The sequence below is a fragment of the Mycobacterium sp. genome (assembly GCF_049608025.1).
In the GTDB taxonomy this organism is placed as follows: Bacteria; Actinomycetota; Actinomycetes; order Mycobacteriales; family Mycobacteriaceae; genus Mycobacterium.
The window spans coordinates 16,657-38,036 of sequence record NZ_JBMYXC010000012.1 but is presented as its reverse complement, the minus strand read 5'-3'; the positions used below and the strand labels follow the sequence as shown (position 1 = coordinate 38,036).

At 65.6% G+C, this 21,380-nt stretch carries 20 protein-coding genes and 1 pseudogene; 14 read left to right on the top strand and 7 right to left on the bottom strand.

Annotation, left to right across the window (positions count from 1 at the left end):
• The first annotated feature begins 16 nt into the window (after positions 1-16).
• From ACPGXI_RS06440 to satS, 3 genes are read left to right on the top strand one after another with little or no spacing between them, the layout of a single operon-like run.
• Positions 17-313, top strand: a complete 297-nt coding sequence (locus tag ACPGXI_RS06440) for a type VII secretion target (protein ID WP_526650989.1) — start codon at positions 17-19, stop codon at positions 311-313.
• The gene (locus ACPGXI_RS06435; RefSeq protein WP_526650987.1) at positions 313-1,404 is read left to right on the top strand and encodes a C40 family peptidase; all 1,092 of its coding nucleotides are present in this window, start codon (positions 313-315) and stop codon (positions 1,402-1,404) included. The genes ACPGXI_RS06440 and ACPGXI_RS06435 overlap by 1 nt, the downstream gene beginning before the upstream one ends.
• Positions 1,405-1,457: 53 nt before the next feature.
• Complete coding sequence (gene satS / locus ACPGXI_RS06430; RefSeq protein WP_526650985.1) at positions 1,458-2,717, top strand: protein export chaperone SatS; 1,260 nt, start codon at positions 1,458-1,460, stop codon at positions 2,715-2,717.
• Positions 2,718-2,813: 96 nt separating this feature from the next.
• On the opposite strand, the gene ACPGXI_RS06425 is transcribed toward satS, so the two are convergent.
• The 3 genes from ACPGXI_RS06425 to ACPGXI_RS06415 are packed head-to-tail and all read right to left on the bottom strand — an operon-like array spanning position 2,814 to position 5,642.
• Entirely contained in the window at positions 2,814-3,902 is a 1,089-nt protein-coding gene (locus tag ACPGXI_RS06425) for an adenosine deaminase (protein ID WP_526650983.1), read from the bottom strand.
• A gap of 10 nt (positions 3,903-3,912) precedes the next feature.
• A complete protein-coding gene (locus tag ACPGXI_RS06420; RefSeq protein ID WP_526650981.1) occupies positions 3,913-5,238 on the bottom strand; it encodes a thymidine phosphorylase in 1,326 nt (441 codons plus the stop codon).
• Positions 5,235-5,642: a cytidine deaminase gene (locus ACPGXI_RS06415; protein WP_526650979.1), complete on the bottom strand. Its 408-nt coding sequence runs from the start codon at positions 5,640-5,642 to the stop codon at positions 5,235-5,237. Before ACPGXI_RS06415 ends, ACPGXI_RS06420 begins: the two co-directional genes overlap by 4 nt.
• A gap of 252 nt (positions 5,643-5,894) precedes the next feature.
• Between ACPGXI_RS06415 and sdhC the strand changes: the two genes are divergently transcribed.
• The 7 genes from sdhC (at position 5,895) to ACPGXI_RS06380 (ending at position 12,961) form a co-directional block, all read left to right on the top strand.
• The gene (sdhC, locus tag ACPGXI_RS06410) at positions 5,895-6,332 is read left to right on the top strand and encodes a succinate dehydrogenase, cytochrome b556 subunit (RefSeq protein ID WP_526650977.1); all 438 of its coding nucleotides are present in this window, start codon (positions 5,895-5,897) and stop codon (positions 6,330-6,332) included.
• A gap of 125 nt (positions 6,333-6,457) precedes the next feature.
• Positions 6,458-6,877 (top strand): succinate dehydrogenase hydrophobic membrane anchor subunit, encoded by a 420-nt coding sequence (locus tag ACPGXI_RS06405; protein WP_526651074.1) that lies wholly within the window; start codon positions 6,458-6,460, stop codon positions 6,875-6,877.
• Positions 6,878-6,935: 58 nt separating this feature from the next.
• Entirely contained in the window at positions 6,936-8,729 is a 1,794-nt protein-coding gene (gene sdhA, locus ACPGXI_RS06400; protein WP_526650975.1) for a succinate dehydrogenase flavoprotein subunit, read from the top strand.
• Positions 8,729-9,517 carry a succinate dehydrogenase/fumarate reductase iron-sulfur subunit gene (locus ACPGXI_RS06395; RefSeq protein ID WP_526650973.1) on the top strand — a complete coding sequence of 263 codons (789 nt, stop codon included), beginning with the start codon at positions 8,729-8,731 and terminating at the stop codon, positions 9,515-9,517. The genes sdhA and ACPGXI_RS06395 overlap by 1 nt, the downstream gene beginning before the upstream one ends.
• Positions 9,518-9,596: 79 nt before the next feature.
• The gene (locus tag ACPGXI_RS06390; protein ID WP_526650971.1) at positions 9,597-10,451 is read left to right on the top strand and encodes a DUF4436 domain-containing protein; all 855 of its coding nucleotides are present in this window, start codon (positions 9,597-9,599) and stop codon (positions 10,449-10,451) included.
• 96 nt (positions 10,452-10,547) lie between these two features.
• Positions 10,548-12,059 (top strand): amino acid permease, encoded by a 1,512-nt coding sequence (locus ACPGXI_RS06385; protein WP_526650969.1) that lies wholly within the window; start codon positions 10,548-10,550, stop codon positions 12,057-12,059.
• 41 nt (positions 12,060-12,100) lie between these two features.
• The gene (locus tag ACPGXI_RS06380) at positions 12,101-12,961 is read left to right on the top strand and encodes a universal stress protein (protein WP_526650967.1); all 861 of its coding nucleotides are present in this window, start codon (positions 12,101-12,103) and stop codon (positions 12,959-12,961) included.
• A gap of 24 nt (positions 12,962-12,985) precedes the next feature.
• Here the strand turns inward: ACPGXI_RS06380 and ACPGXI_RS06375 are convergent.
• Positions 12,986-13,468: pseudogene (locus ACPGXI_RS06375) on the bottom strand (aldehyde dehydrogenase family protein); the annotation flags it as partial.
• Between the two features lie 10 nt (positions 13,469-13,478).
• Here ACPGXI_RS06375 and ACPGXI_RS06370 point away from each other — a divergent pair.
• The 4 genes from ACPGXI_RS06370 (at position 13,479) to ACPGXI_RS06355 (ending at position 18,267) form a co-directional block, all read left to right on the top strand.
• The gene (locus ACPGXI_RS06370) at positions 13,479-13,637 is read left to right on the top strand and encodes a hypothetical protein (protein ID WP_526650965.1); all 159 of its coding nucleotides are present in this window, start codon (positions 13,479-13,481) and stop codon (positions 13,635-13,637) included.
• The gene (locus ACPGXI_RS06365) at positions 13,634-15,031 is read left to right on the top strand and encodes an aspartate aminotransferase family protein (protein ID WP_526650963.1); all 1,398 of its coding nucleotides are present in this window, start codon (positions 13,634-13,636) and stop codon (positions 15,029-15,031) included. The genes ACPGXI_RS06370 and ACPGXI_RS06365 overlap by 4 nt, the downstream gene beginning before the upstream one ends.
• A gap of 88 nt (positions 15,032-15,119) precedes the next feature.
• The gene (locus ACPGXI_RS06360; protein ID WP_526650961.1) at positions 15,120-16,121 is read left to right on the top strand and encodes an SMP-30/gluconolactonase/LRE family protein; all 1,002 of its coding nucleotides are present in this window, start codon (positions 15,120-15,122) and stop codon (positions 16,119-16,121) included.
• 928 nt (positions 16,122-17,049) lie between these two features.
• On the top strand, positions 17,050-18,267 hold the full coding sequence (locus ACPGXI_RS06355) for a D-alanyl-D-alanine carboxypeptidase family protein (RefSeq protein WP_526650959.1): 1,218 nt from the start codon (positions 17,050-17,052) through the stop codon (positions 18,265-18,267).
• 45 nt (positions 18,268-18,312) lie between these two features.
• On the opposite strand, the gene yhjD is transcribed toward ACPGXI_RS06355, so the two are convergent.
• From yhjD to ACPGXI_RS06340, 3 genes are all read right to left on the bottom strand, one after another.
• Positions 18,313-19,356: an inner membrane protein YhjD gene (gene yhjD, locus ACPGXI_RS06350; protein WP_526650957.1), complete on the bottom strand. Its 1,044-nt coding sequence runs from the start codon at positions 19,354-19,356 to the stop codon at positions 18,313-18,315.
• A gap of 15 nt (positions 19,357-19,371) precedes the next feature.
• Positions 19,372-20,385 carry a tryptophan--tRNA ligase gene (trpS, locus tag ACPGXI_RS06345; RefSeq protein WP_526650955.1) on the bottom strand — a complete coding sequence of 338 codons (1,014 nt, stop codon included), beginning with the start codon at positions 20,383-20,385 and terminating at the stop codon, positions 19,372-19,374.
• A gap of 129 nt (positions 20,386-20,514) precedes the next feature.
• Positions 20,515-21,339: an exodeoxyribonuclease III gene (locus ACPGXI_RS06340; RefSeq protein WP_526650953.1), complete on the bottom strand. Its 825-nt coding sequence runs from the start codon at positions 21,337-21,339 to the stop codon at positions 20,515-20,517.
• Positions 21,340-21,380 lie beyond the last annotated feature (41 nt).

Genomic DNA, 21,380 nt, shown 5'->3' with positions numbered 1-21,380 from the left:
ACGTATGTTCGCGCGCTTGTCTGCAGACACCGACCTCATTCGGGCTTTCGGCTCCGCTGCTGCCGGCCAGGTCGCAGACCTCCAGGCGGTCGCGGTACGACTGAGTGCGCTGAGCGGCCCGTCCACCTCGATGTTCGGACCGGTTGGGGCCCGGTTCGGCGCGGCGCTGAGCCGAGCCGCCGACATCGAGGCCCGCCGCATCACCGAGTTGGGTGCCTCGATCGCGGCGGCACGCCCGGCCGCGCACGGTGCGGCGCAGGCCTACGAGGGCGCCGACGCAGACGCCGGGACGCGGCTCACCGGTACCTGGTGATGCCCAGCGCTCTGGTCGCGTCGTTGTCGGCGCCGATCCGCGAGGTGCGGGCGCTGGTAGGCCCCGGATGGTCGGGCGACCCGGCAGCAGACCCGGCCGCGCTCCTGACCGGCGTCCGCCACATGTTGGTCGACGTCGCGAACTCCGTCGTGCAGGCCTGGCAGCGCACCGGAGCAGGGTGGTCCGGTGCGGGAGCCAGCGCCGCCGCCGAGTTCGCCACGACGACGACCGCCGCGCTCGACGATGCCGCCGAGCGGGCCGGGCACCTGGGTGCGACGGCCGACAGCGCCGCCGGCGCGGTTGCGCGGGCACACCGTCGCCTGCAGGCCATCGTCGACGAGTTCGAAGCCAGGGCGAGCGCGCTGGAGCAGAAGTTGGGTTCCCCAGGAGTGGCAGCGGAACTGCTCGGCGAGGCGCGCCGATGTCTGGCGGAGGCGATCTCGGTGGTCGAGGAGTTGCTCGCCGAACTCGACGGCCACGCCACCGCGTTGGACAACTCGGGACCGGCCGGCTCCCCTGCCGCGACAGCGCCGGCGGGCCTCGGTGGCACCGGGTCGAATACCGGCCTGGGCTCCGGCCTAGGCGGTGGCGCGCCGCTGGGGACACCCGCGAGCTGGAGCGGCGTTGGCGGGCTCGGGGAGCTGTCCGGATTCTCCGAAGACTGGAGCCGATCGGCGGAGGAGACGACATACGGCGACGGGCTGGCGGTGCGGCTGCCCGACGGCACCATGGTGATGGCACCGAACGCGCTGGCAGCCAGCGCTGTGCGGCATGCGCTGACCCAGCTCGGGGTGCCGTACCAATGGGGCGGAACCACGCCGGGCGTCGGACTTGACTGCAGCGGCCTGACCCAGTGGTCGTATCGCGAAGCGGGACTGAATATTCCGCGACTTGCTCAGGAGCAGGATATCGGTGCCGCCGTCGCCCCGGGTGCGCTGTTGCCCGGGGATCTGGCGGTATGGGACGGCCACGTGGCGATGGTCGTAGGCGACGGCACCATGATCGAGGCAGGCGACCCCGTCAAGCTGTCACCGGTTCGGACCAGCAACGCGGGCCAGGGTTTTCAGGGGTTCTGGCGGCCCACGGCGTGAACACCAGGACCGTGATCGCCGTGCGCAATGGCCTCCTGGCTAGGCTGTGCCGCATGGCTGCTGACATCGTGCCGATCCGGCTGAGGCTGACCAAGGGCGACGTGTACACGCTGTGGGCGCCGCGGTGGCGCGCCGACGGCGACGAGTGGGAGGCCTTCCTCGGCAAGGATGAGGACCTCTACGTGTTCGAATCGGTCGCCGACCTGGTGGCGTTCGTCCGGACCAACCGCGACAACGACATCACAGATCACCCGGGTTGGCAGAAGCTGACCGAGGCCAACGCCCACGTACTGGAACCGGCCGAGGACCACACGCACGACCTCGCAGGATTCGAGGAACTGCTGGCCGAGAAGCCGACCGACGACAGTCTCGGCCAACTGCACGGCGCGCTGGCGGTGGTGTCATCGATCGGGACGGTCTGTGAACTGCCGTCGGTCACCAAGTTCTTCAACGGCAACCCCATGCTCGGCACCGTCGGGGGCGGGGCGGAGGCGTTCAGCGGCCGTCCCGGACGCAAGCGCTGGGCCGCGATCGAGAAGATCATCGCCCGCAGTTGGGACAAGGTGGTCGATGCGATCGACGAGATCGTCACCACCCCCGAGGTCGACAGCACTGCGGTCGAGAAGGCCCAGGCCGAGCTCGACGAGCCCGCCCCGGTGCGAGACGACGACGACTCCGCGGTCGTCGTCATCGACGATATCGTTGATACCGACGAGGAGGCGGCCCAACTGGCTGCCGCTGCCGAACACCGGGTGCTGGGCAGCGACGAGGATTTCTGGCAGCGGGTCGGCATCGACCCGGTTCGTCTCATGACCAGTAGTGGGACGTTCTTCACGCTGCGCTGTTACCTGCAGGACCGACCGATCTTCCTGGGCCGCAACGGGCGCATCAGCGTGTTCGGATCGGAGCGAACGTTGGCGCGCTACCTTGCCGACGAACATGACCACGACCTGTCCGACCTGGCCACCTACGACGACATCCGGACCGCGGCCACCGACGGATCACTGCGCGTCGAGGTCACCGAAGACAACATCTATGTGCTGACCGGCATCGCCGACGACCTGGCCGAAGGCCCCGACGGTCTGGACCGCGATCAGCTCGAGTTGGCGGTGGAACTGCTGCGCGACGTCGGCGAGTATGCCGAGGAGACCGGCGTGGAGGCCAAGCTCGCGCGCGACACGGCGCTGGGCCGGCTGATCGCTTACGTGCTCGATCCCGATTCGACGGCACGCCCGAGCGCGCCGTTCGCTGACGCGGTCGCCCAGTGGCTTTCCCTGGAGACCTTCCTCGAGTCCCGACTGCGCCAGGAGTGAGCCACCCCTCCCTCATCATCACGAGCGCGCGCAAAATGCCGACGCTAGCGGCGCGGCACTGCACAAACACGCGCGCTCGCGGAGAAAAGGGACCGGCTAGCCGACGAGCACCGCGTAGCGCGGCTTGATCACGTCGTCAATCAGCGCCAACCGCTCAGGGAACGGGATGAACGCCGACTTCATCGCGTTGACGGTAAACCGCTCGAGATCACTCCAGCCGTAGCCGAACGCCTCGACCAGGCGCAGCATCTCCTGGCTCATCGTTGTATCACTCATCAGCCGGTTGTCGGTGTTGACGGTTACCCGGAACCGCAGCTTGGCCAGCAAGGCGAACGGGTGCTCGGCGATGCTGGCGACGGCCCCGGTCTGCACGTTGCTGCTGGGACACAGCTCGAAGGGCACCCGCTTGTCCCGCAGGATCGAAGCCAGCCGTCCCAGCGTCGCCTCCCTGTCCCCGTGCACCGCGATGTCGTCGACGATCCGCACCCCGTGGCCCAGTCGGTCAGCGCCGCAGAACGAGATCGCCTCCTGGATGGACGGCAATCCGAACGCCTCGCCAGCATGAATTGTGAAGCGGGCGTTGTTTTTCCGCATGTACTCGAATGCGCCCAGGTGCCGGGTCGGGGGGTAGCCGGCCTCAGCGCCGGCGATATCGAAGCCGACCACGCCCTTATCTCGGAACCGGATCGCCAGCTCGGCGATCTCTCGCGAGCGCGCCGCATGGCGCATGGCCGTGACCAGACAGCGCACCACGATGGCGCGCCCGGATGCGGCCACGGCCTTCTCACCGTCGGCGAAGCCCGCGAGCACCGCGTCGACGACGGCGTCCAAGGACAGCCCGGCGTCGATGTGCAACTCGGGGGCGAACCGGATCTCGGCGTAGACGACGTTGTCGCGAGCCAGGTCCTCGACACACTCGTGGGCCACGCGATGTAACGCCTCAGGTGTCTGCATGACTCCGACGGTGTGCGCGAACGGCTCCAGGTAGCGAACCAGCGACCCGCTGTGGGCGGCCGTCCGGAAAAAGCTGGTGAGCGAATCGACGTCGGTGGCGGGCAAGCCCCGGTAGCCGCACTGGCCGGCTAGGTCGAGCACCGTGGCCGGTCTCAGCCCGCCGTCGAGATGGTCGTGCAGCAGGGCCTTGGGGGCCCGCCGGATGTTGTCCAGATTCAGCGCGGTCGTCACCGCGAGCTCCTCACGTGATCCGGTCGATGATGAGCGGCCGGACAGCCGGCGCCTGGTCACCGACGGTCCAGGCGCCGTCGAGCTCTGACATGGCCCCCCCGAATCGTTCCGGGGTGTCGGTGTAGAGGGTGAACAGTGCTTCACCCGCGGCGACGGGCTCCCCGGGCCTGCGATGTATGCGCATTCCGGCACCGGCCTGAACGGGGCGGCCCGGCTCGGAGCGGCCGGCTCCTAGCCGCCAGACTGCCAGACCCACTGCCAACGCGTCGATGTCTCCCATCGTGCCACCGCGGGTGGCCGTGACGGTCTCAGTGTGCGCACCGATGGGCAGTCCGCGGTTGCCCGCGTTGGAGGTGAGGGCGCTGACGTCCCCGCCCTGGGCGGTGACGAGATTGCGGAACCGGTCCATCGCGGAGCCGTCGCGCAGGGTTTGCGCCGGGTCGACGGCGTCGATACCGGCGACGTCGAGCATCTCGCGCGCCAGGGTCAGCGTCAGCTCGACCACGTCGTCGGGTCCGCCGCCCTCGAGCACCTCCAGGGATTCGACGACTTCCACGGCATTGCCCACGGCCCGGCCCAACGGCACGTTCATATCGGTGAGCAGCGCGCGGGTTTCCAGCCCGTACTCGGAGCCCAGATCAACCATGGTGCGGGCCAGCTCCCGAGCCTGCGCCTCCCTGGACATGAAGGCCCCGGACCCGACTTTGCAGTCCAGCACAAGCCCGCGGGTGCCCTCGGCGATCTTCTTGCTCATCACCGAGCTGGCGATCAGCGGCAGCGAGTCGGTGGTGGCGGTCACGTCCCGCAGCGCGTAGATCAATCGGTCGGCCGGGGCCAGTTCCCCCGCGGCGAAGATCGCCGCACCGAGGTCGCAGAGTTGTCGGCGAATCTGGGCCTTGCTGAGTTCGGCGGTGAAACCCGGAATGGACTCCAATTTGTCCAGGGTGCCGCCGGTGTGGCCGAGACCGCGACCCGACGCCTGGGGAACTGCGCCGCCACAGGCCATCACGATCGGTACCAACGGAATCGTGATCTTGTCCCCGACGCCGCCGGTGGAGTGCTTGTCGACCAGTGCCAGCGGCTGGCCGGGATCGTCTGTGCGACCGAGGTCGGTGAAGTCGAACCGCTCCCCCGAATCGACCATCGCGGCAGTCCAGCGGGCGATCTCGGTGGTGTTCATGCCACGCAGGAAGATGGCCATCAGCAGCGCCGACATCTGAGCCTCAGCGACCTGGCCGCGGGTGTAGGCGTCGATCATCCAGTCGATGGCCTCGTCGGACAGGACCCCGCCGTCCCGCTTGGTTCGGATGATCGTCGGAGCATCGAAGGACGTCATGATCGGTGGACCCGGGCCAGGTCCTCCGGACCGAAGGCGTCGGGCAGTAGCGCGGACAGCTTGCGCGGGCCCCGGGGATGGTCGACGAGCATGTCCGGCCCACCATGTTCGAGGAGTAACTGCCGGCACCGCCCGCACGGCATCAAGGTGTGGCCCGCGCCGTCCACACAAGACAGTGCGATCAACCGGCCGCCGCCGGTGCCGTGCAGCGCGCACACCACAGCACACTCAGCACAAAGCCCTAGACCGTATGAGATATTTTCCACATTGCACCCGGAAATAATTCGGTAATCGTTCACCATTGCCGCCGCCCCTACCGGGAATCCCGAGTAGGGCGCGTAGGCCGCGGCCGATGCCTCAATCGCGCTGTTCCGCAATGACTTCCAATCGATAACTCCGGCCATCACTGCCCCTTCAGCATACTTCTCAGTGCACTCGTGAACTTCGTCCACCGACGTCTTTTCTAGATAGGTAAGACTAATTTTGTGAATAGAGTTTCGCGATCGGCTACACCGTAGTTCGATAACCAGTATGAAGTGGGGTTAGATATGAAGTGGGTTTAGAGTCGCCCCGAGGTTTGGGAAGCGGTCCAGGCCACGCCCGTCCGGGGCCTGCGGGACCTCCCCCGAGCGTCCACCGATGGCGTTGGAGGCCAGATGAGTACTCAGACATCAAGTCTGACACCCAGAAGCGGGGACCTGCCCGCTCCGCGAGCCCAATCGCGAAGACGGACCCTCTACCGTGGCGATCCGGCCATGTGGTCCTGGGTGCTGCACCGCATCACGGGTGCGACCATTTTCTTCTTCTTGTTCGTCCACGTGCTCGACACCGCGCTGGTGCGGGTGAGCCCGGAGGCCTACAACGCGGTCATCGAAACCTACAAGACCCCGATCGTCGGGCTGATGGAGATCGGTCTGGTCGCCGCGGTCCTCTACCACGCCCTCAACGGCGTGCGGGTCATCCTGATCGACTTCTGGCAGCACGGTCCGAAATATCAGAGGCTGATGTTGTGGATCGTCGCCGGCGTCTGGCTGGCGGTCTTCATCCCGGCACTGGGCGTGATCGGCATGCACATGGCGGAGCGGTTCCTGTGAGCGGGCCGACGGGCAGCAGCGGTGGGCCCCCGAGCAAAGTGCCGCCGACGACCGGGGGATCAGCTCCCGTTCGGGGGGAGAATCCCTACGATCACATCAGCGACCGTGGCGGCCCGGCCCCGGTCATGCAGCGCACTTACGACCGGCCCGCGAGCCTGGACAACCCGCGCGCACCCCGGCGCGCCGCGGGAATGCCCAACTTCGAGAAATACGCCTGGCTGTTCATGCGGTTCTCGGGCGTCGTCCTCGTTTTCCTGGTCCTGGGTCACCTGTTCATCGGGCTGATCTGGGATGGCGGTGTGTACCGCATCGACTTCAACTACGTCGCGCAACGCTGGGCCTCGCCCTTCTGGCAGACCTGGGACCTGCTGATGTTGTGGTTGGCACAACTGCACGGCGGCAACGGGATGCGCACCATCATCGCCGACTACACCCGCAAGGACTCCACCAAGTTCTGGCTCAACACCTTGCTGGCGGTCTCGATGGCGTTCACGTTGATCCTGGGTACCTATGTACTGCTGACCTTCGACGCGACAATCTCGTGAGCATTCCGATGATCTTCCCGATGATCTTCCCAGTGAGCTCTGCAAGGAGACGGCAACCTTGATTCAAGAACATCGTCACGACGTCGTCATCGTCGGCGCGGGCGGGGCCGGCATGCGCGCAGCAGTCGAGGCAGGCCCGCGGGCACGCACCGCGGTGCTGACCAAGCTGTACCCGACACGCAGCCATACCGGCGCGGCCCAGGGCGGTATGTGTGCCGCGTTGGCCAACGTCGAAGAGGACAATTGGGAGTGGCACACCTTCGACACCGTCAAGGGCGGTGACTACCTGGCCGACCAGGATGCCGTCGAGATCATGGCCAAGGAGGCCATCGACGCGGTGCTCGACCTCGAGAAGATGGGGATGCCGTTCAACCGCACTCCTGAGGGCCGCATCGACCAGCGCCGCTTCGGCGGGCACACTCGCGATCACGGCAAGGCGCCAGTGCGACGCGCCTGCTACGCCGCCGACCGCACCGGCCACATGATCCTGCAGACGCTGTACCAAAACTGCGTCAAACACGACGTGGAGTTCTTCAACGAGTTCTACGCGCTCGACATCGCGATGACGCAGACTGCGGCCGGCCCGGTCGCCACCGGCGTCATCGCATACGAGTTGGCGACCGGCGACATCCATGTGTTCCACGCCAAAGCGATCGTGTTCGCCACCGGGGGTTCGGGTCGGATGTACAAGACCACCTCCAACGCGCACACGCTGACCGGCGACGGCCTGGGCATCATCTTCCGCAAGGGACTTCCCCTGGAAGACATGGAGTTTCACCAGTTCCATCCGACTGGCCTGGCCGGACTGGGCATCCTGATCTCCGAAGCCGTGCGCGGCGAGGGCGGGCGCCTGTTGAACGGCGACGGTGAACGGTTCATGGAACGCTACGCGCCGACGATCGTCGACCTCGCGCCCCGCGACATCGTGGCCCGCTCGATGGTGCTCGAAGTGCTCGAGGGCCGGGGCGCCGGGCCCGACAAGGATTACGTCTACATCGATGTACGACACCTGGGCGCCGACGTCCTCGAGGCCAAGCTGCCTGACATCACCGAGTTCGCCCGTACCTACCTGGGCGTGGATCCGGTCAACGAACTCGTCCCGGTGTATCCGACGTGTCACTACGTGATGGGCGGCATCCCGACCACGGTCAACGGTCAGGTGCTCAGCGACAACACCACCATCGTTCCCGGCCTGTACGCCGCCGGCGAATGCGCATGTGTGTCGGTGCACGGCGCCAACCGCCTGGGCACCAACTCGCTGCTCGACATCAACGTGTTCGGCCGTCGCGCCGGCATCGCTGCAGCCAACTACGCCCTGGGCCGCGATTTCGTCGCCTTGCCGCAGAATCCAGCCGCCATGGTGACCGGTTGGGTCGGTGACATCCTCTCCGAACACGGCAACGAGCGAGTCGCCGATATCCGCAGCGCACTGCAACGGTCGATGGACAACAACGCCGCAGTGTTCCGCACCGAGGAGACACTCAAGCAGGCGCTGACCGACATCCACGCACTCAAGGAGCGGTATTCACGACTGACCGTGCAGGACAAGGGAAAGCGTTACAACAGCGACCTGCTCGAGGCCATCGAGCTGGGCTTCCTATTGGAGCTTGCCGAGGTCACCGTGGCCGGGGCACTGAACCGCAAGGAATCGCGCGGCGGGCACGCCCGTGAGGACTACCCCAACCGCGACGACACCAACTACATGCGTCACACGATGGCCTACAAGGTCTCGAAGGGCGGCGGCGACGCGACCGGGGTATCCCACAGCGCACCCGAGCTGCTGAGCGACATTCGGCTGGACTACAAACCGGTGGTCCAGACGCGGTACGAGCCGATGGAACGGAAGTACTGATGACAGTTGCCGATGTCCGGACGAAGGATTCGGAGTTGCCGCCGGTGCCCGAGGGCGCGGTCATGGTGACGCTGAAGATCGCCCGGTTCAACCCGGAAGACCCCGACGCTCACGCCGATTCGGGCGGCTGGCAGAGCTTCCGCGTACCGTGCCTGCCGTCCGACCGGCTGCTCAACCTGCTGCACTACGTCAAGTGGTACCTGGATGGCACCCTGACGTTCCGCCGGTCCTGCGCTCACGGCGTGTGCGGATCCGACGCGATGCGCATCAACGGGGTCAACCGCCTGGCCTGCAAGGTGCTGATGCGCGACCTGCTGCCCAAGAATGCGAGCAAGCAGCTCACCGTCTCGATCGAGCCGATCCGCGGACTACCCGTGGAGAAGGACCTGGTTGTGGACATGGAGCCGTTCTTCGACGCGTTCCGCGCGATCAAGCCCTACCTGATCACCACGGGCAATCAGCCGACCCGCGAGCGGATCCAGAGCCAGACCGACCGGGCGCGCTACGACGACACCACCAAGTGCATTCTTTGCGCGTGCTGCACCACGAGCTGCCCGGTCTACTGGAGCGCAGGTTCCTACTTCGGTCCGGCCGCCATCGTCAACGCGCACCGGTTCATCTTCGACAGCCGAGACGAGGGAGCCGCCGAGCGGCTCGACATTCTCAACGACGTCGATGGCGTGTGGCGCTGTCGCACCACGTTCAACTGCACCGACGCCTGCCCGCGGGGCATTCAAGTGACCCAGGCGATCCAGGAGGTCAAGCGCGCGCTGATGTTCGCGCGCTGACTCACCGGCGATTTCGGCGTACTTGGTCACGGTCAGCGTGACGAAGTACGCCCACATCGCGCGGCGCTATCATCCTCAGGTGCCCGATGACACCCGCCCGCCCCGTAGGCGGGTGAGCACGAAGGCAAGTATCGCCATCGTCGGGCTGTTGTACATCGCTTCGCTGGTCCCGAACTGGTGGGTCAGCGGCTCGGCCCAACCTCTTGAGCCGTTCGACCCCCGGCCTGCCGACATCCCGGTGGTCGCCATCGAGATAGACGACATCCATCCCGCGACCAACGAGTTAGAGATTCGAGTCTGGATCATCCCGCCGAAGCGCTACCTCGACGAGAGACTGGGCGTCCTCAATACCGACATCGTGGTCCGCCTGTATCCGTGGGTGAATCTGGGCGAGATCAGGTTTGACGAGGGTCAGACCCCGGCGAGCACAATTGCGACGATCGGGGCCCAGGGTGATGCCAACCGTTGGCCCTTCGACAGCTATCGCACGAGACCGGTGACTGCCGACGCGCTTGTCGGGTCGGGTGATTCCCGTTTCGTGGAACCCGCCGAGATTCGCTTCAGTGGCAGGATCGGCGGCTGGAACGTCGACGTCGAAGAATCTGATTCACAACCCGCTGAGTCGGTCGTTGCGCTGCAGCGCAGCCGCGGCACGTTGGCGTTCGACCTGGGCATCATCCTGGTGCTCATCACCTTGCCCGCGCTGGCGCTGTTCGTTGCCATTGAAACCGCGATGGGCAAGCGGAAGTTCCTGCCACCGCTGACGACGTGGTTCGCGGCGATGCTGTTCGCCGTTGTGCCGCTGCGCAACTTCCTGCCGGGTGCACCGCCAACCGGTGCCTGGGTAGATCAGGCGATCGTCCTGTGGGTGCTCATCGGGCTGGCATCGGCGATGGCGATCTACATGGTGGCCTGGCACCGCGACTCGGAATGAGGTGCTCGGGCGCCGGATTTCCACGCAAATCGCCGCCCCTCCATCGTTTTCCCCGTACGCCGCGCACCCCCGACACCGGAACCGTATATTGCGCGAATGGCACTCGCGGAGGAAGCTGCGGCACCTGCCGTTGGTGACAAGGGCCTGCAGGCGGGAGCGCTCGGCCTCGCCGGCAACATCGTCATCGGTCTTGCCGCCGTCGCCCCCGCCTACAGCCTGGCGGCCACACTCGGCTACGTCGTGCTCGCCGTCGGCGAGAAGGCGCCATCGATGTTCGTCCTGGCGTTCATTCCGATGCTGCTGGTTGCGTTCGCCTACAAAGAACTGGCGCAGGACACGCCCGACTGCGGCACCACATTCACCTGGGGCACCAAAGCGTTCGGACCCTGGATCGGCTGGATCGGCGGCTGGGGCCTGGCCGTGTCGGGGATCATCGTGCTGGCCAACGTCGCCGAAATCGCGGCGATCTACCTGTTCGAGTTCCTCGGCCTCGACGACCTGGCCGACAACCTCTTCGCGAAGGTCGGCCTCGGCTCGTTCTTCATCATCGCGATGACGCTACTGTCGGCGCGCGGCATCGTGATCAGCGAGCGGGTGCAGAACGTGCTGATGGCCATTCAGTTCGGCGTCTTGATCACCGTCAGCCTCATCGCACTGATCCGGGTGTTCGCCGGAAACGCCGGCGCCCAGTCAATCACCCCGCAGTGGTCATGGCTGTGGCCCAGCGGGCTCGACGTATCGTCGATCGCCGCGGCGATCATCTTGTGCATCTTCATCTATTGGGGCTGGGACGCCTGCCTGGCGGTGGGTGAGGAGACCAAGGATCCGGGCCGGACGCCCGGCCTCGCCGCGTTGATCACCACCGGGATCCTGGTGTGCACCTACGTCTTGGTGGCCTACGCCGTCCAGTCGTTCTCCGGGTTCGGCGACGTCGGTATCGGCCTGAACAATGCGATGAACACCGATGACGTGCTGACGGTGCTCGGCGAGCCGGTCGCCGGCAGCATCGCTGCGTCACTGCTGCTGCTCACTGTGTCGGTTTCGGCACTGTCATCGACGCAGACCACGATCCTGCCCACAGCGCGTGGCACGCTGTCGATGGCGGTCTACGAGGCACTGCCCCAGCGGTTCGGCTACGTCCACCCTCGCTTCATGACCCCGGTATTCGGCACCATGGTCATGGGCGTTTCGGCGCTCTGCTTCTACCTGGTGTTGTCGGTGTTGTCAGAGAATTCGCTACTCGATTCGGTGGCTTCGCTGGGCCTGGCGGTGGCGTTCTACTACGGCATAACCGCTTTCTCCTGCGTCTGGTATTTCCGCCACACCCTGTTCACCTCGGCCCGAAACCTGTTCTTCCGTGGCATCTTCCCGCTACTGGGCGGGATGTCGATGGCCGTGGCGTTCGGCATCAGCGCCAAGGACATGATCCAGCCCGACTACGGCTACACCGCCTTCGGACCCATCGGCGGGGTATTCGTGCTCGGCATCGGCATGCTGGTGCTTGGCATCCCGTTGATGCTGGCGTGCTTCGCATTCGGCACCAAGCGATTCTTCCGCGGCGAGACACTGCATGCCAGTACCGAAGTCAAAGTTCCCGACGCGTATTAAATGACCGTGTATTAAATGACTCTGAAAGAGCAGGATTATCAATGCATCTGACTGTCGGCTACCTCGCCACCCCGACCGGCGACGACGGCATCGCACTGGCCAGTGCGCTCGCCAAGACCTTCGACGCCACCGTCGACGTCCTGTTGGTGGTCCGCGAGGAATTGCCCGACGGCCACCCCGGCCGAGCGCAGTACCAGCAGTTGCTCGTGGCACGGGGAGAGCAGTGGGTGTCCAGAGCGCTGTCCAGGCTGTCGGCGGACGGGGTCACCGCCGCGTCCACGGTCACCGTCGGCGAATCCTTCGCCCAGTCCCTGATCGACTTCGCCGAGCAGAAATCGTCAGACCTGATCGTGGTCGGCGGCGCACGGGACGGATTCTTCGGCCGCCACACGATCGGGCCGGTCGCCGGTGCGCTGCTGCATTCCTCCCCGATCCCGGTGGCGCTGGCACCGCGTGGCTACGCCGAAGACCCCGACGTCGTGATCGAAGGGGTCACCGCCGCGGTACCCACCCGGGCCACCGACGACAACCCGCTGCCGTACGCGATCACGCTGTCCAGTGGCGCCGGGCTGCCCATCCGAATGCTTTCACTCGTGTCGGCGGAAAACCTCAGCGAGGCAAGCAGCGCCAGAGAGGTCCGGCAGATGCAGGTCACGGCCGTCGAGGAGAACCTCGCCGCTGCCGCCCGTGCACTGCCGGACGTCCCCGATATCACTGCCCTGGTCGCCGACGGCACGACGCTGGAGTCGGCGCTGAAAAAGCTCAACTGGGACGACGGTGATCTGCTCGTCGTCGGGTCCAGCAGATTCGCCGCGCCACGCCGAATCTTCCTGGGCTCGACAGCGGCGCGCATCCTTGCCGGCGTCGACATCCCGGTGATCGTGGTTCCGCGCACCGAATAACCCCCCGGTCGGTCAACCCCACGCTCAGCGCTGAGTGAAAACAGTGCGGTGCCAGGCCTTGTCGGCCACCCCAGTGATATCGCTCCTGACGTGCTTGATGGTCACGTACTCCTCGAGCGAGTAATCGCTCATGTCCTTTCCAAAACCTGACGCACCGAAGCCGCCGTGCGGCATCTCGCTGATGATCGGAATGTGGTCGTCGATCCACCCGCAGCCGGCGTGGATCTGCCGAGATGCGCGCTGCGCGCGTACACATCGCGGGTCCACGCCGACACCGCAAGTCCCTACCGGGTGTCGTTGGCCTGCCGGATCGCGTCGCCGTCGTCGGAAAACGGCCGCACGGTCAGGAGGGGTCCGAAAGATCTCATCGCGATAGATCTCGGATCGCTCGCCCATGTCGGCGACCGTCGAGCGGTGTGCCGATGTGATCAGCGGACCGAGGTCGGTGTCGGGGTCGGCCGGATCCCCGACGACTATTTTGTCCATCACCTCGGCAACACCGGGCACAATCAGGGACATGGCCAATTACGCCATCGTCGAGGTGGTCTCCGGGGACGATGACACCCTGCTCGACATGCTCAGCACCGGGTTCCCCGCGCTGCCGGTAGTGATATCCAACGAGCCATTCGGCTATCTGAAACAGGCTGATCTGAAGGAGAATTGGGGTTCACAATGACCGCTGACAATACCGCCGGCGGGCTGCCATCTGATCTGGCGGCAAAGGCGAACCGGCATCTCTGGGGCCATTTTTCGCGCCACGGCGCGGGCATCACCCCGCCGATCATCACCCGCGGCGACGGTGTGTATATCTGGGATGACCAGGGTCGCAGGTACATCGACGGGCTCTCGGGTCTGTTCGTGGTCCAGCTCGGCCACGGCCGAAAGGAGCTTGCCGAGGCCGCCGCCAAGCAAGCCGAGACACTGGCCTTCTTTCCGCTGTGGTCCTACGCCACGCCGACGGCGATCGAGCTGGCCGAGCGGATCGCCGACTACGCGCCCGGCGATCTGAACCGGGTGTTCTTCACCACCGGCGGTGGCGAGGCCGTAGAAAGCGCGTGGAAGCTGGCCAAGCAGTACTACAGGCTGACCGGGAAACCCGGCAAACACAAAGTGGTTTCGCGTTCGATCGCCTATCACGGCACGCCGCAGGGCGCACTGTCGATCACCGGTATCCCGGAGTTCAAGGCGCCGTTCGAACCGCTCGTTCCCGGCGGATTCCGCGTACCCAACACCAATTTCTATCGGGCCCCGGAACCCTACGACACCGACATCAAGGCCTTCGGACGCTATTGCGCCGATCGCATCGCCGAGGCCATCGAGTTCGAAGGACCGGACACGGTGTGCGCTGTCTTCCTCGAGCCGGTCCAGAATGCCGGCGGTTGCTTTCCGCCGCCGCCTGGCTACTTCGAGCGGGTACGTCAGATCTGCGACGAATACGATGTGCTGCTGGTCTCCGACGAGGTGATCTGCGCCTTCGGACGGATCGGATCGATGTTCGCGTGCAGTAGCGATCTCGGGGACTTCGATTACGTGCCGGACATCATCACCTGCGCGAAGGGATTGTCATCGGGCTACTCCCCAATCGGCGCGATGGTCGCCAGCGACCGGCTGTTCGATCCGTTCAACGATGGGCATACCGTGTTCGGGCACGGGTACACGTTCGGCGGACACCCGGTGTCCTCGGCGGTGGCTCTGGCCAACCTCGACATCTTCGAGCGCGAAGGCATCAATGCCCATGTGCAGCAGATGGCGCCGGCCTTCCGAGCCACGCTCGAGCAACTCTGCGACCTGCCGATTGTCGGCGACGTCCGCGGCGAAGGCTTCTTCTACGGCATCGAATTGGTCAAAGACAAGGCCACCAAGGAGACGTTCAACGACGACGAAAGTGAGCGGCTGCTGCGCGGTTTCCTGACCCCGGCGTTGTGGGCGGCTGGACTGTACTGCCGCGCCGACGACCGCGGCGACCCGGTGGTGCAGTTGGCGCCTCCGCTGATCAGCGGGCAACAGGAGTTCGACGCCATCTACGAGATCCTTCACGGCGTGCTGACCGAAGCGGGCCGACGGATGTAGTAACCCCGGGATCGCGCCGACACAGCATGGGGGCAGAAAAAAGTCGAGTATGGACCTGTCGGAAGGTCATTTCGGCGAGACTGTAGGGGTGCCCAAACCGCGCATCGATCCGGTCCGGTGGCAGGCACCGCCTGTCGACCAGTTGCCCGCGTTTCCGCCCGCCGAGATCACACTTCTCCCGATGCCCGGCGGCGAGCCCGAAGACGTGGTGGTGGACGCCGACGGATGCCTCTGGACCGGCTCGCTCGACGGCAGCATCGTTACGCTGCAACCCGACGGCAGCAGACCGCGCACTGTCGGGAACACCGGGGGCCGCCCACTGGGATTGGCTTTCGCGCACGACGGTCGGCTGCTGGTGTGTGACAGTCCCCGGGGGCTACTCGCGATGGACACCGGCACCGGCAGATTCGAGACTCTGGTCGACACAGTGGACGGTCGGCCGCTGCAGTTCTGCTCCAATGTGGTTGAAACAACCGATGGCACTGTGTATTTCACGGAATCTACCAGCGCATTCACCGTGGCCGACTACCTCGGTGCGATCTTGGAGGCTCGGGGACGGGGCAACCTCTACCGGCTCGACGTCGACGGAACGGTCACGAAGGTGTTGGGCGACCTATACTTCGCCAACGGCGTCACGCTGACCGCGGACGGCTCAGCGCTGGTGATTGCCGAAACCCAGGGGCGTCGGTTGTCGAAATACTGGCTGACCGGCCCGCACGCCGGTACCGTGACGCCGCTGGTGGAGAACCTTCCCGCGATGCCCGATAACCTGTCCACGGGCGCCGGAGGTCGGATCTGGTGTGCGATGGTCACCCCTGCCAACCCACTCGCCGATCGGTTGGCCGCTGGTCCGCCGCTGCTACGAAAGATGGTGTGGCGCCTGCCCAAGCCGCTGCAGCCGAAGCCGGAGGCGGTGGTGTGGCTGGTCGCTTTCGACCCTGACACCGGAAACGCCGTCGCGGGCCTGCGCACGACGCACCCATCGTTCAGTATGGCGACCGGGATGGTCGAGGCCGGCGGCCGGCTGTGGATAGGCAGCATCGGTGCGCCCTGTCTGGCGAGCGTCGACCTTACCGAAACCTCGCTCTAGACAGAAGGTATCGGCGTGGTCAGCAAATGGCAACGGCGCCGGCGGCTAGTCGTCACCGGTCCAGAAGAGGTCCAGAACCTGCGCCTCCAAGGCTTTCTTCTGGAGCATGGCCTCCAGCTTTGGCACAGGGCTGGCTGAAGCGTAATGACCTGGTATGTCTAATGACTCACGGTAGGCCGCGGGTTGGGTCAAGTAGGCCATCTCAGTCTCCAGTCTGCAGTCGACTTTCTCGGGTCGAACATCTCCAGTCTTCATCCGGCAGCTGATACGTACCTGAGATCAGGCTACGAAATGACGGTGAGGTAGCCGCACATTCGCCTCACGGGACTGACGGGGTATTCACCGCCCCGATCGATCAAGATGAACCGGCTCGGTCGGAGTCCGCCGAGATGCAGAAAAGGGCGCCCCCACCGCCGGGGTCGCCCTTTTCTGGGACCTGTTCGGACCGTGGTCCATCGCGTCACGCGATGGCCCTAGCATGCACCCAATCGGTGCAGGGCGTCATCGTCGCCGGCGCCCGGTCCGCTCCGAGATTGAAACGAGGGATGCCTGCGCATCGCCTCGGCAAGTTCAAGGGAGCGCCGTTGAGCAGCGCGGAAGGCTGGGTGCGAGTCCATATGGACAACGGTCGCACCGGCTGTATTGGTTTTCATATCCGCGCCTCCTGGTGAAAACTTCAGGATTCTCCTCGTTCAACGCTTTGAGCATGCTCGGCGTACCTGAGCGTTACCGTCAGGATTAGCCGTGAGCTTGATAAGAAACGTCTGCCCCTCTCCGGCCCCGCCGACAGGGCCTGAGCCCACACCCGACCCGGCGGGAGAGACTCATCCGCCAGGCGCGGATCGAAGTCACATTTGAAACTCTGACCACACCAGTCACCGCGTGGCTCCCCGATATCGCCCCACCGATCGCCTAATCTGCGCACACGATGGCGATGCTAGGACGAATCTCCACGCGCGCGTCGGCGCTGGTCACGACGTTGATGCTGGCCGCAGCCCCGTTCGCTGCCGCCGATCCGAACGCGACGCCGGACCCGAAGACCTGCCCCTACCGGGTAACGACCCCCCCAGCGGTTGACTCCTCTGAGATCCCCAAGGTCGGCGATCCCCCGGCACCGTTGCCCGTGCCCGCCAAACCCTTGGGCGGGGATGCACTCAGAGGCTGCGGCATCATCACCGCGCGCGGCACGCCGCCGGTACCCGGAGATGTCTCCGCGGAGGCATGGCTGGTCGCCGACCTCGACAGCGGTGACGTGATCGCCGCGCGAGACCCGCACGGCAGACATCGCCCGGCCAGCATCATCAAGGTGCTCACCGCGATGCAGGCGATCCGCGAACTACCGCTACACAAGGTGGTTCCCGGCACCGCCCAGGACGCGGCGCAGGAGGGCACGAAGGTCGGAATCGGAGAGGGCGGCTTCTACTCGATCAACGATCTGCTGCACGGCCTGCTGATGTACTCCGGAAACGACATCGCGTACTCGCTGGCTATGCAGATGGGCGGGATGGACACCGCGCTGAACAAGCTGAATGTCCTGGCCAGCCAACTGGGCGCGCGAGACACCCGAGTGGCGACACCGTCAGGACTCGACGGCCCCGGCATGAGCACCTCAGCCTACGATATCGGGCTGTTCTACCGATATGCCTGGCAGAACCCCATATTCACGAAAATTGTGGCCACCCAGTCATTCCCATTCCCTGGACGTGGCGGCGCCGGCTACCCGGTGGAGAACGACAACAAACTTCTCGACAACTACCCGGGCGCAATCGGCGGGAAGACCGGGTACACCGACGACGCCAGGCAGACATTCGTCGGCGCCGCCAACCGCGACGGTCGGCGCCTGGTCGCCGTCCTGCTACGTGGCACCCGGCAGCCGATCGCCCCCTGGGAACAGGCCGCCCGGCTACTGGACTACGGATACGCCACCGCACCGGGCACCAAGGTCGGCACGCTGATTGAGCCCGACCCCTCCCTGGTCGCGAACAGGGCGGACCCGGCCGCCGCGGTCACCAAGACCAATGCCAACGCCGCGCTACCTGATGTCAACGCTCTACCTGTCCGAGTCGGGGTGGGTGTGGTCGGAGCCATCATCGTCTTCACCCTGATCATGGGCGCGCGGGCGATGAATCGCCGACCTCAATATTGATCGACGCCTGATCGATTGACGCCTGATCGATCAACGCCTCATCGATTAACGCCTGCGCCACCGCGAAATACTCAGCGCGCCGAGCGCCCCCACCCCGGCGGCGACCGCCGCCTGCCACGGCCCCAGCCCGGGTCGGGTGATGATCCGGTTCCTGATGACGGCCGGACCCGGTGCGGGGACGAGGTCTTCGCCCAGGTTCTCCGGCGTCGTCGCCGCCCAGGCGGTGGCAAACAGCACCAGCCTTGCCGTGATGTAGGCGAACACCATCAGCCCCAGCACTGGACCGAACGTCGCACCCGCCGGACCGGTGAGCACTGACCGCAGGTAGATCGCCGCGACCAGCTTGAAGATTTCGAACCCGACCGCTGCGATGAGTCCGGCCCTCACACTGCTACGGAAGCTGACCGACTCCCGCGGCAAACGAGCGATCACCCAGGTGAACAGCAGCCACGACACCAGTATCGACAGCGCGATCGAGACCCAGTACAAGAACAGGCTCAAGGCTCGGGTGTCCCCAATGCCGAACCAGTGCAGGATGTTTTCTATCAGCGAGCTGTTGCTCAGCGCCGTCAGCGCAACGGTGACGACGATGGCCACGAAAACCGAGAGCAGCGCCCCCAGATCCGAGAGCTTGGTGCGGACGAATCCCGGGCGCTCGTCGCGGAAGCGGCCCCACATCTGACTCAGCGCCTCGCGTAGATTGTTCATCCAGCCCAGCCCCACCCAGGTCGCGGTGGCCAGGCCGATAATTCCTACCGACGCCCGTGACTGGATCGCCGAATCCATCAGCTCGACGAGCTGCTGACCGAGGTCACCGCTCACGGTGGCCCTGATGCGGGTTCCGATCTCGGCGAGCAGTTCGGGCCGGCTGGCCAGCACGAAGCCGCCGACGGCGAACCCGACCATCAACAACGGAAACAACGCAAAAATGGTGAAGTAGGTGATCCCGGCGGCGTAGAAGTCGCCTTTGCAGTCGTTGTAGCGCTTCTGGGCGCGCATTACGTGGTCGAACCACGGCATCCGCGCGCGCAACCGGTCCAGAATGCCGGGCTTGTCGTCGGATTCGGTCGAGCCGTCCGGCGCGGTCATCCGACCCCCCTGTAGCTAGTGCGTCGGTAGAAACCCTAACCGGTCATACACCCGCCGCAGTGTCTGTCCAGAAACCTCCCGTGCCCGCGCGGCTCCGCCGGCCAAGACGCTCTCCAGCTCGGCCGGGTCGGCGAGGAATTCGTCGACCCGGGCCTTGATCGGCGTCACGAACTCGACCACCGCCTCGGCGGTCTCCTTCTTCAGGTCGCCGTATCCGCGACCGACGTAGCTGTCGACCAGTTTGTCGATGTCGGCGCCCGTCACCGCCGACTGGATCGTCAGTAGGTTCGACACCCCCGGCTTGGCATCGGGATCGAAGCGAATGTCTCGTTCGCTGTCGGTGACCGCAGAGCGAATCTTCTTGGCGGTCTTGGCTGGGTCATCGAGCAGGCTGATCAGGCCGGCGTCGGTGGCGGCCGACTTGCTCATCTTGGCCGTCGGGTCGGCAAGGTCGTAGATCTTGGCCGTGGCCTTGCCGATCATCGCCTCGGGCACCACAAAAGTGTCGGGAAAGCGGGCATTGAACCGTTGGGCTACGTCGCGTGCCAGCTCGAGGTGCTGACGCTGGTCCTCACCCACGGGCACCAACTCGGTGTCGTAGAGCAATACGTCGGCGGCCATCAGCACCGGATAGGTGAATAGCCCGACGGTGGTGGCGTCCGCACCCTGACGCTGCGACTTGTCCTTGAACTGCGTCATCCGCGAGGCTAACCCGAAACCGGTGAAACACCCGAGCACCCAGGCTAATTCGGCATGTGCAGGTACGTGGCTCTGAACGAATACCGTCGCACGGGCGGGATCAACGCCCAGTGCGAGATACTGCGCAGCGGTCACCAGGGTCCGTCTGCGCAGCGTCTCGGGTTCCTGCGCGACGGTTATCGCGTGCAGGTCGACGACGCAGAAGTAGGCGTCGTGGCCTTCCTGCAGTTCCACCCACTGGCTGACCGCCCCCAGCGCGTTGCCCAGGTGCAGGGAATCAGAGGTGGGCTGCGCGCCGGAGAAGACGACCGGCTTGGTATCTGAGCTCATGATGTCGCCATTTTCCCACTGCCCGCCCCCGGCGCCCGATGCAGGCACCGCGGGCGAGCCGTCGGCCCGCGCACTGCAGGGCGGTTTCGGCGTGGTTGTCGGCTCTCAGCGGTGACAAACACGCCGAAGTCACGCGTAGTGGACCGTGACCGGCGCGTGGTCGGACCACCGCAGCCCATAGGCGGCCGGACGTTCGGTACCCGCGCCCGCGACCCGCGCCGCCAGACCAGGCGTAGCCAGCTGGTAGTCGATGCGCCAGCCCGCGTCATTGTCGAACGCCTTGCCGCGCCACGACCACCACGCGTACGGACCAGCCGTCCCCGGATGCGTCTGACGCACCACATCGACCCAGCCGGCGGCCAGCAGATCGGTCAGCCACTGGCGCTCCTGCGGGAGGAAACCGGCCTTCTTGATGTTGCCGCGCCAGTTCTTGATGTCGTTCTCGGTGTGGGCGATGTTCCAATCACCACACAGCACCGACTCTCTTCCGGCCGCGACCGACCGTGACATGAGCGCCGCCATCCGGCCGGCGACGGCGGCCATGAAGCGCTCCTTCTCCGACTGTCGGTCAGTTCCGGCCTCACCGGTCGGGAAATACACGCTGGCCACCGTCAGATCGGCGGCACCCACCTCGACATCCACCTCGAGATAGCGACCATGCAGCGCAAATTCTTCTGCCCCGCAACCGGTCCTGATGCCGTCGAACGGGGTACGCGACAGCACCGCCACACCGTTGCGTCCCTTGATGTGGGGCTGCGCCGACGCCAGGTGCCAGCCACCGTCCAGTACCGGCGACAGGGCGTCGGCGAGTTGGTCGTCATCGGCCCGGGTTTCCTGCAGGCACACCACGTCGGCCGAGGTTTCCTCAAACCACCGCAGCAGGCCGTGGTTGTCCGCAGACCGCTGCTTCACCGCCGCGCGGATGCCATTGACGTTGATGGTGCTGACGATCACTGACCTGCTCCCAGGGTGTCCGTCACGACCGCCGACCCTAA

Excerpts from the sequence above, each read along its gene's own strand:
- trpS (WP_526650955.1), bottom strand. The coding sequence starts at position 20,385 with ATGAGCTCAGATACCAAGCCGGTCGTCTTCTCCGGCGCGCAGCCCACC.
- yhjD (WP_526650957.1), bottom strand. The coding sequence starts at position 19,356 with ATGACCGCGCCGGACGGCTCGACCGAATCCGACGACAAGCCCGGCATT.
- ACPGXI_RS06395 (WP_526650973.1), top strand. The coding sequence starts at position 8,729 with ATGACAGTTGCCGATGTCCGGACGAAGGATTCGGAGTTGCCGCCGGTG.
- ACPGXI_RS06355 (WP_526650959.1), top strand. The coding sequence starts at position 17,050 with ATGGCGATGCTAGGACGAATCTCCACGCGCGCGTCGGCGCTGGTCACG.
- ACPGXI_RS06405 (WP_526651074.1), top strand. The coding sequence starts at position 6,458 with ATGCAGCGCACTTACGACCGGCCCGCGAGCCTGGACAACCCGCGCGCA.
- ACPGXI_RS06415 (WP_526650979.1), bottom strand. The coding sequence starts at position 5,642 with ATGGCCGGAGTTATCGATTGGAAGTCATTGCGGAACAGCGCGATTGAG.
- ACPGXI_RS06420 (WP_526650981.1), bottom strand. The coding sequence starts at position 5,238 with ATGACGTCCTTCGATGCTCCGACGATCATCCGAACCAAGCGGGACGGC.
- ACPGXI_RS06370 (WP_526650965.1), top strand. The coding sequence starts at position 13,479 with ATGGCCAATTACGCCATCGTCGAGGTGGTCTCCGGGGACGATGACACC.
- ACPGXI_RS06365 (WP_526650963.1), top strand. The coding sequence starts at position 13,634 with ATGACCGCTGACAATACCGCCGGCGGGCTGCCATCTGATCTGGCGGCA.
- ACPGXI_RS06435 (WP_526650987.1), top strand. The coding sequence starts at position 313 with ATGCCCAGCGCTCTGGTCGCGTCGTTGTCGGCGCCGATCCGCGAGGTG.
- ACPGXI_RS06380 (WP_526650967.1), top strand. The coding sequence starts at position 12,101 with ATGCATCTGACTGTCGGCTACCTCGCCACCCCGACCGGCGACGACGGC.
- satS (WP_526650985.1), top strand. The coding sequence starts at position 1,458 with ATGGCTGCTGACATCGTGCCGATCCGGCTGAGGCTGACCAAGGGCGAC.
- sdhC (WP_526650977.1), top strand. The coding sequence starts at position 5,895 with ATGAGTACTCAGACATCAAGTCTGACACCCAGAAGCGGGGACCTGCCC.
- ACPGXI_RS06385 (WP_526650969.1), top strand. The coding sequence starts at position 10,548 with ATGGCACTCGCGGAGGAAGCTGCGGCACCTGCCGTTGGTGACAAGGGC.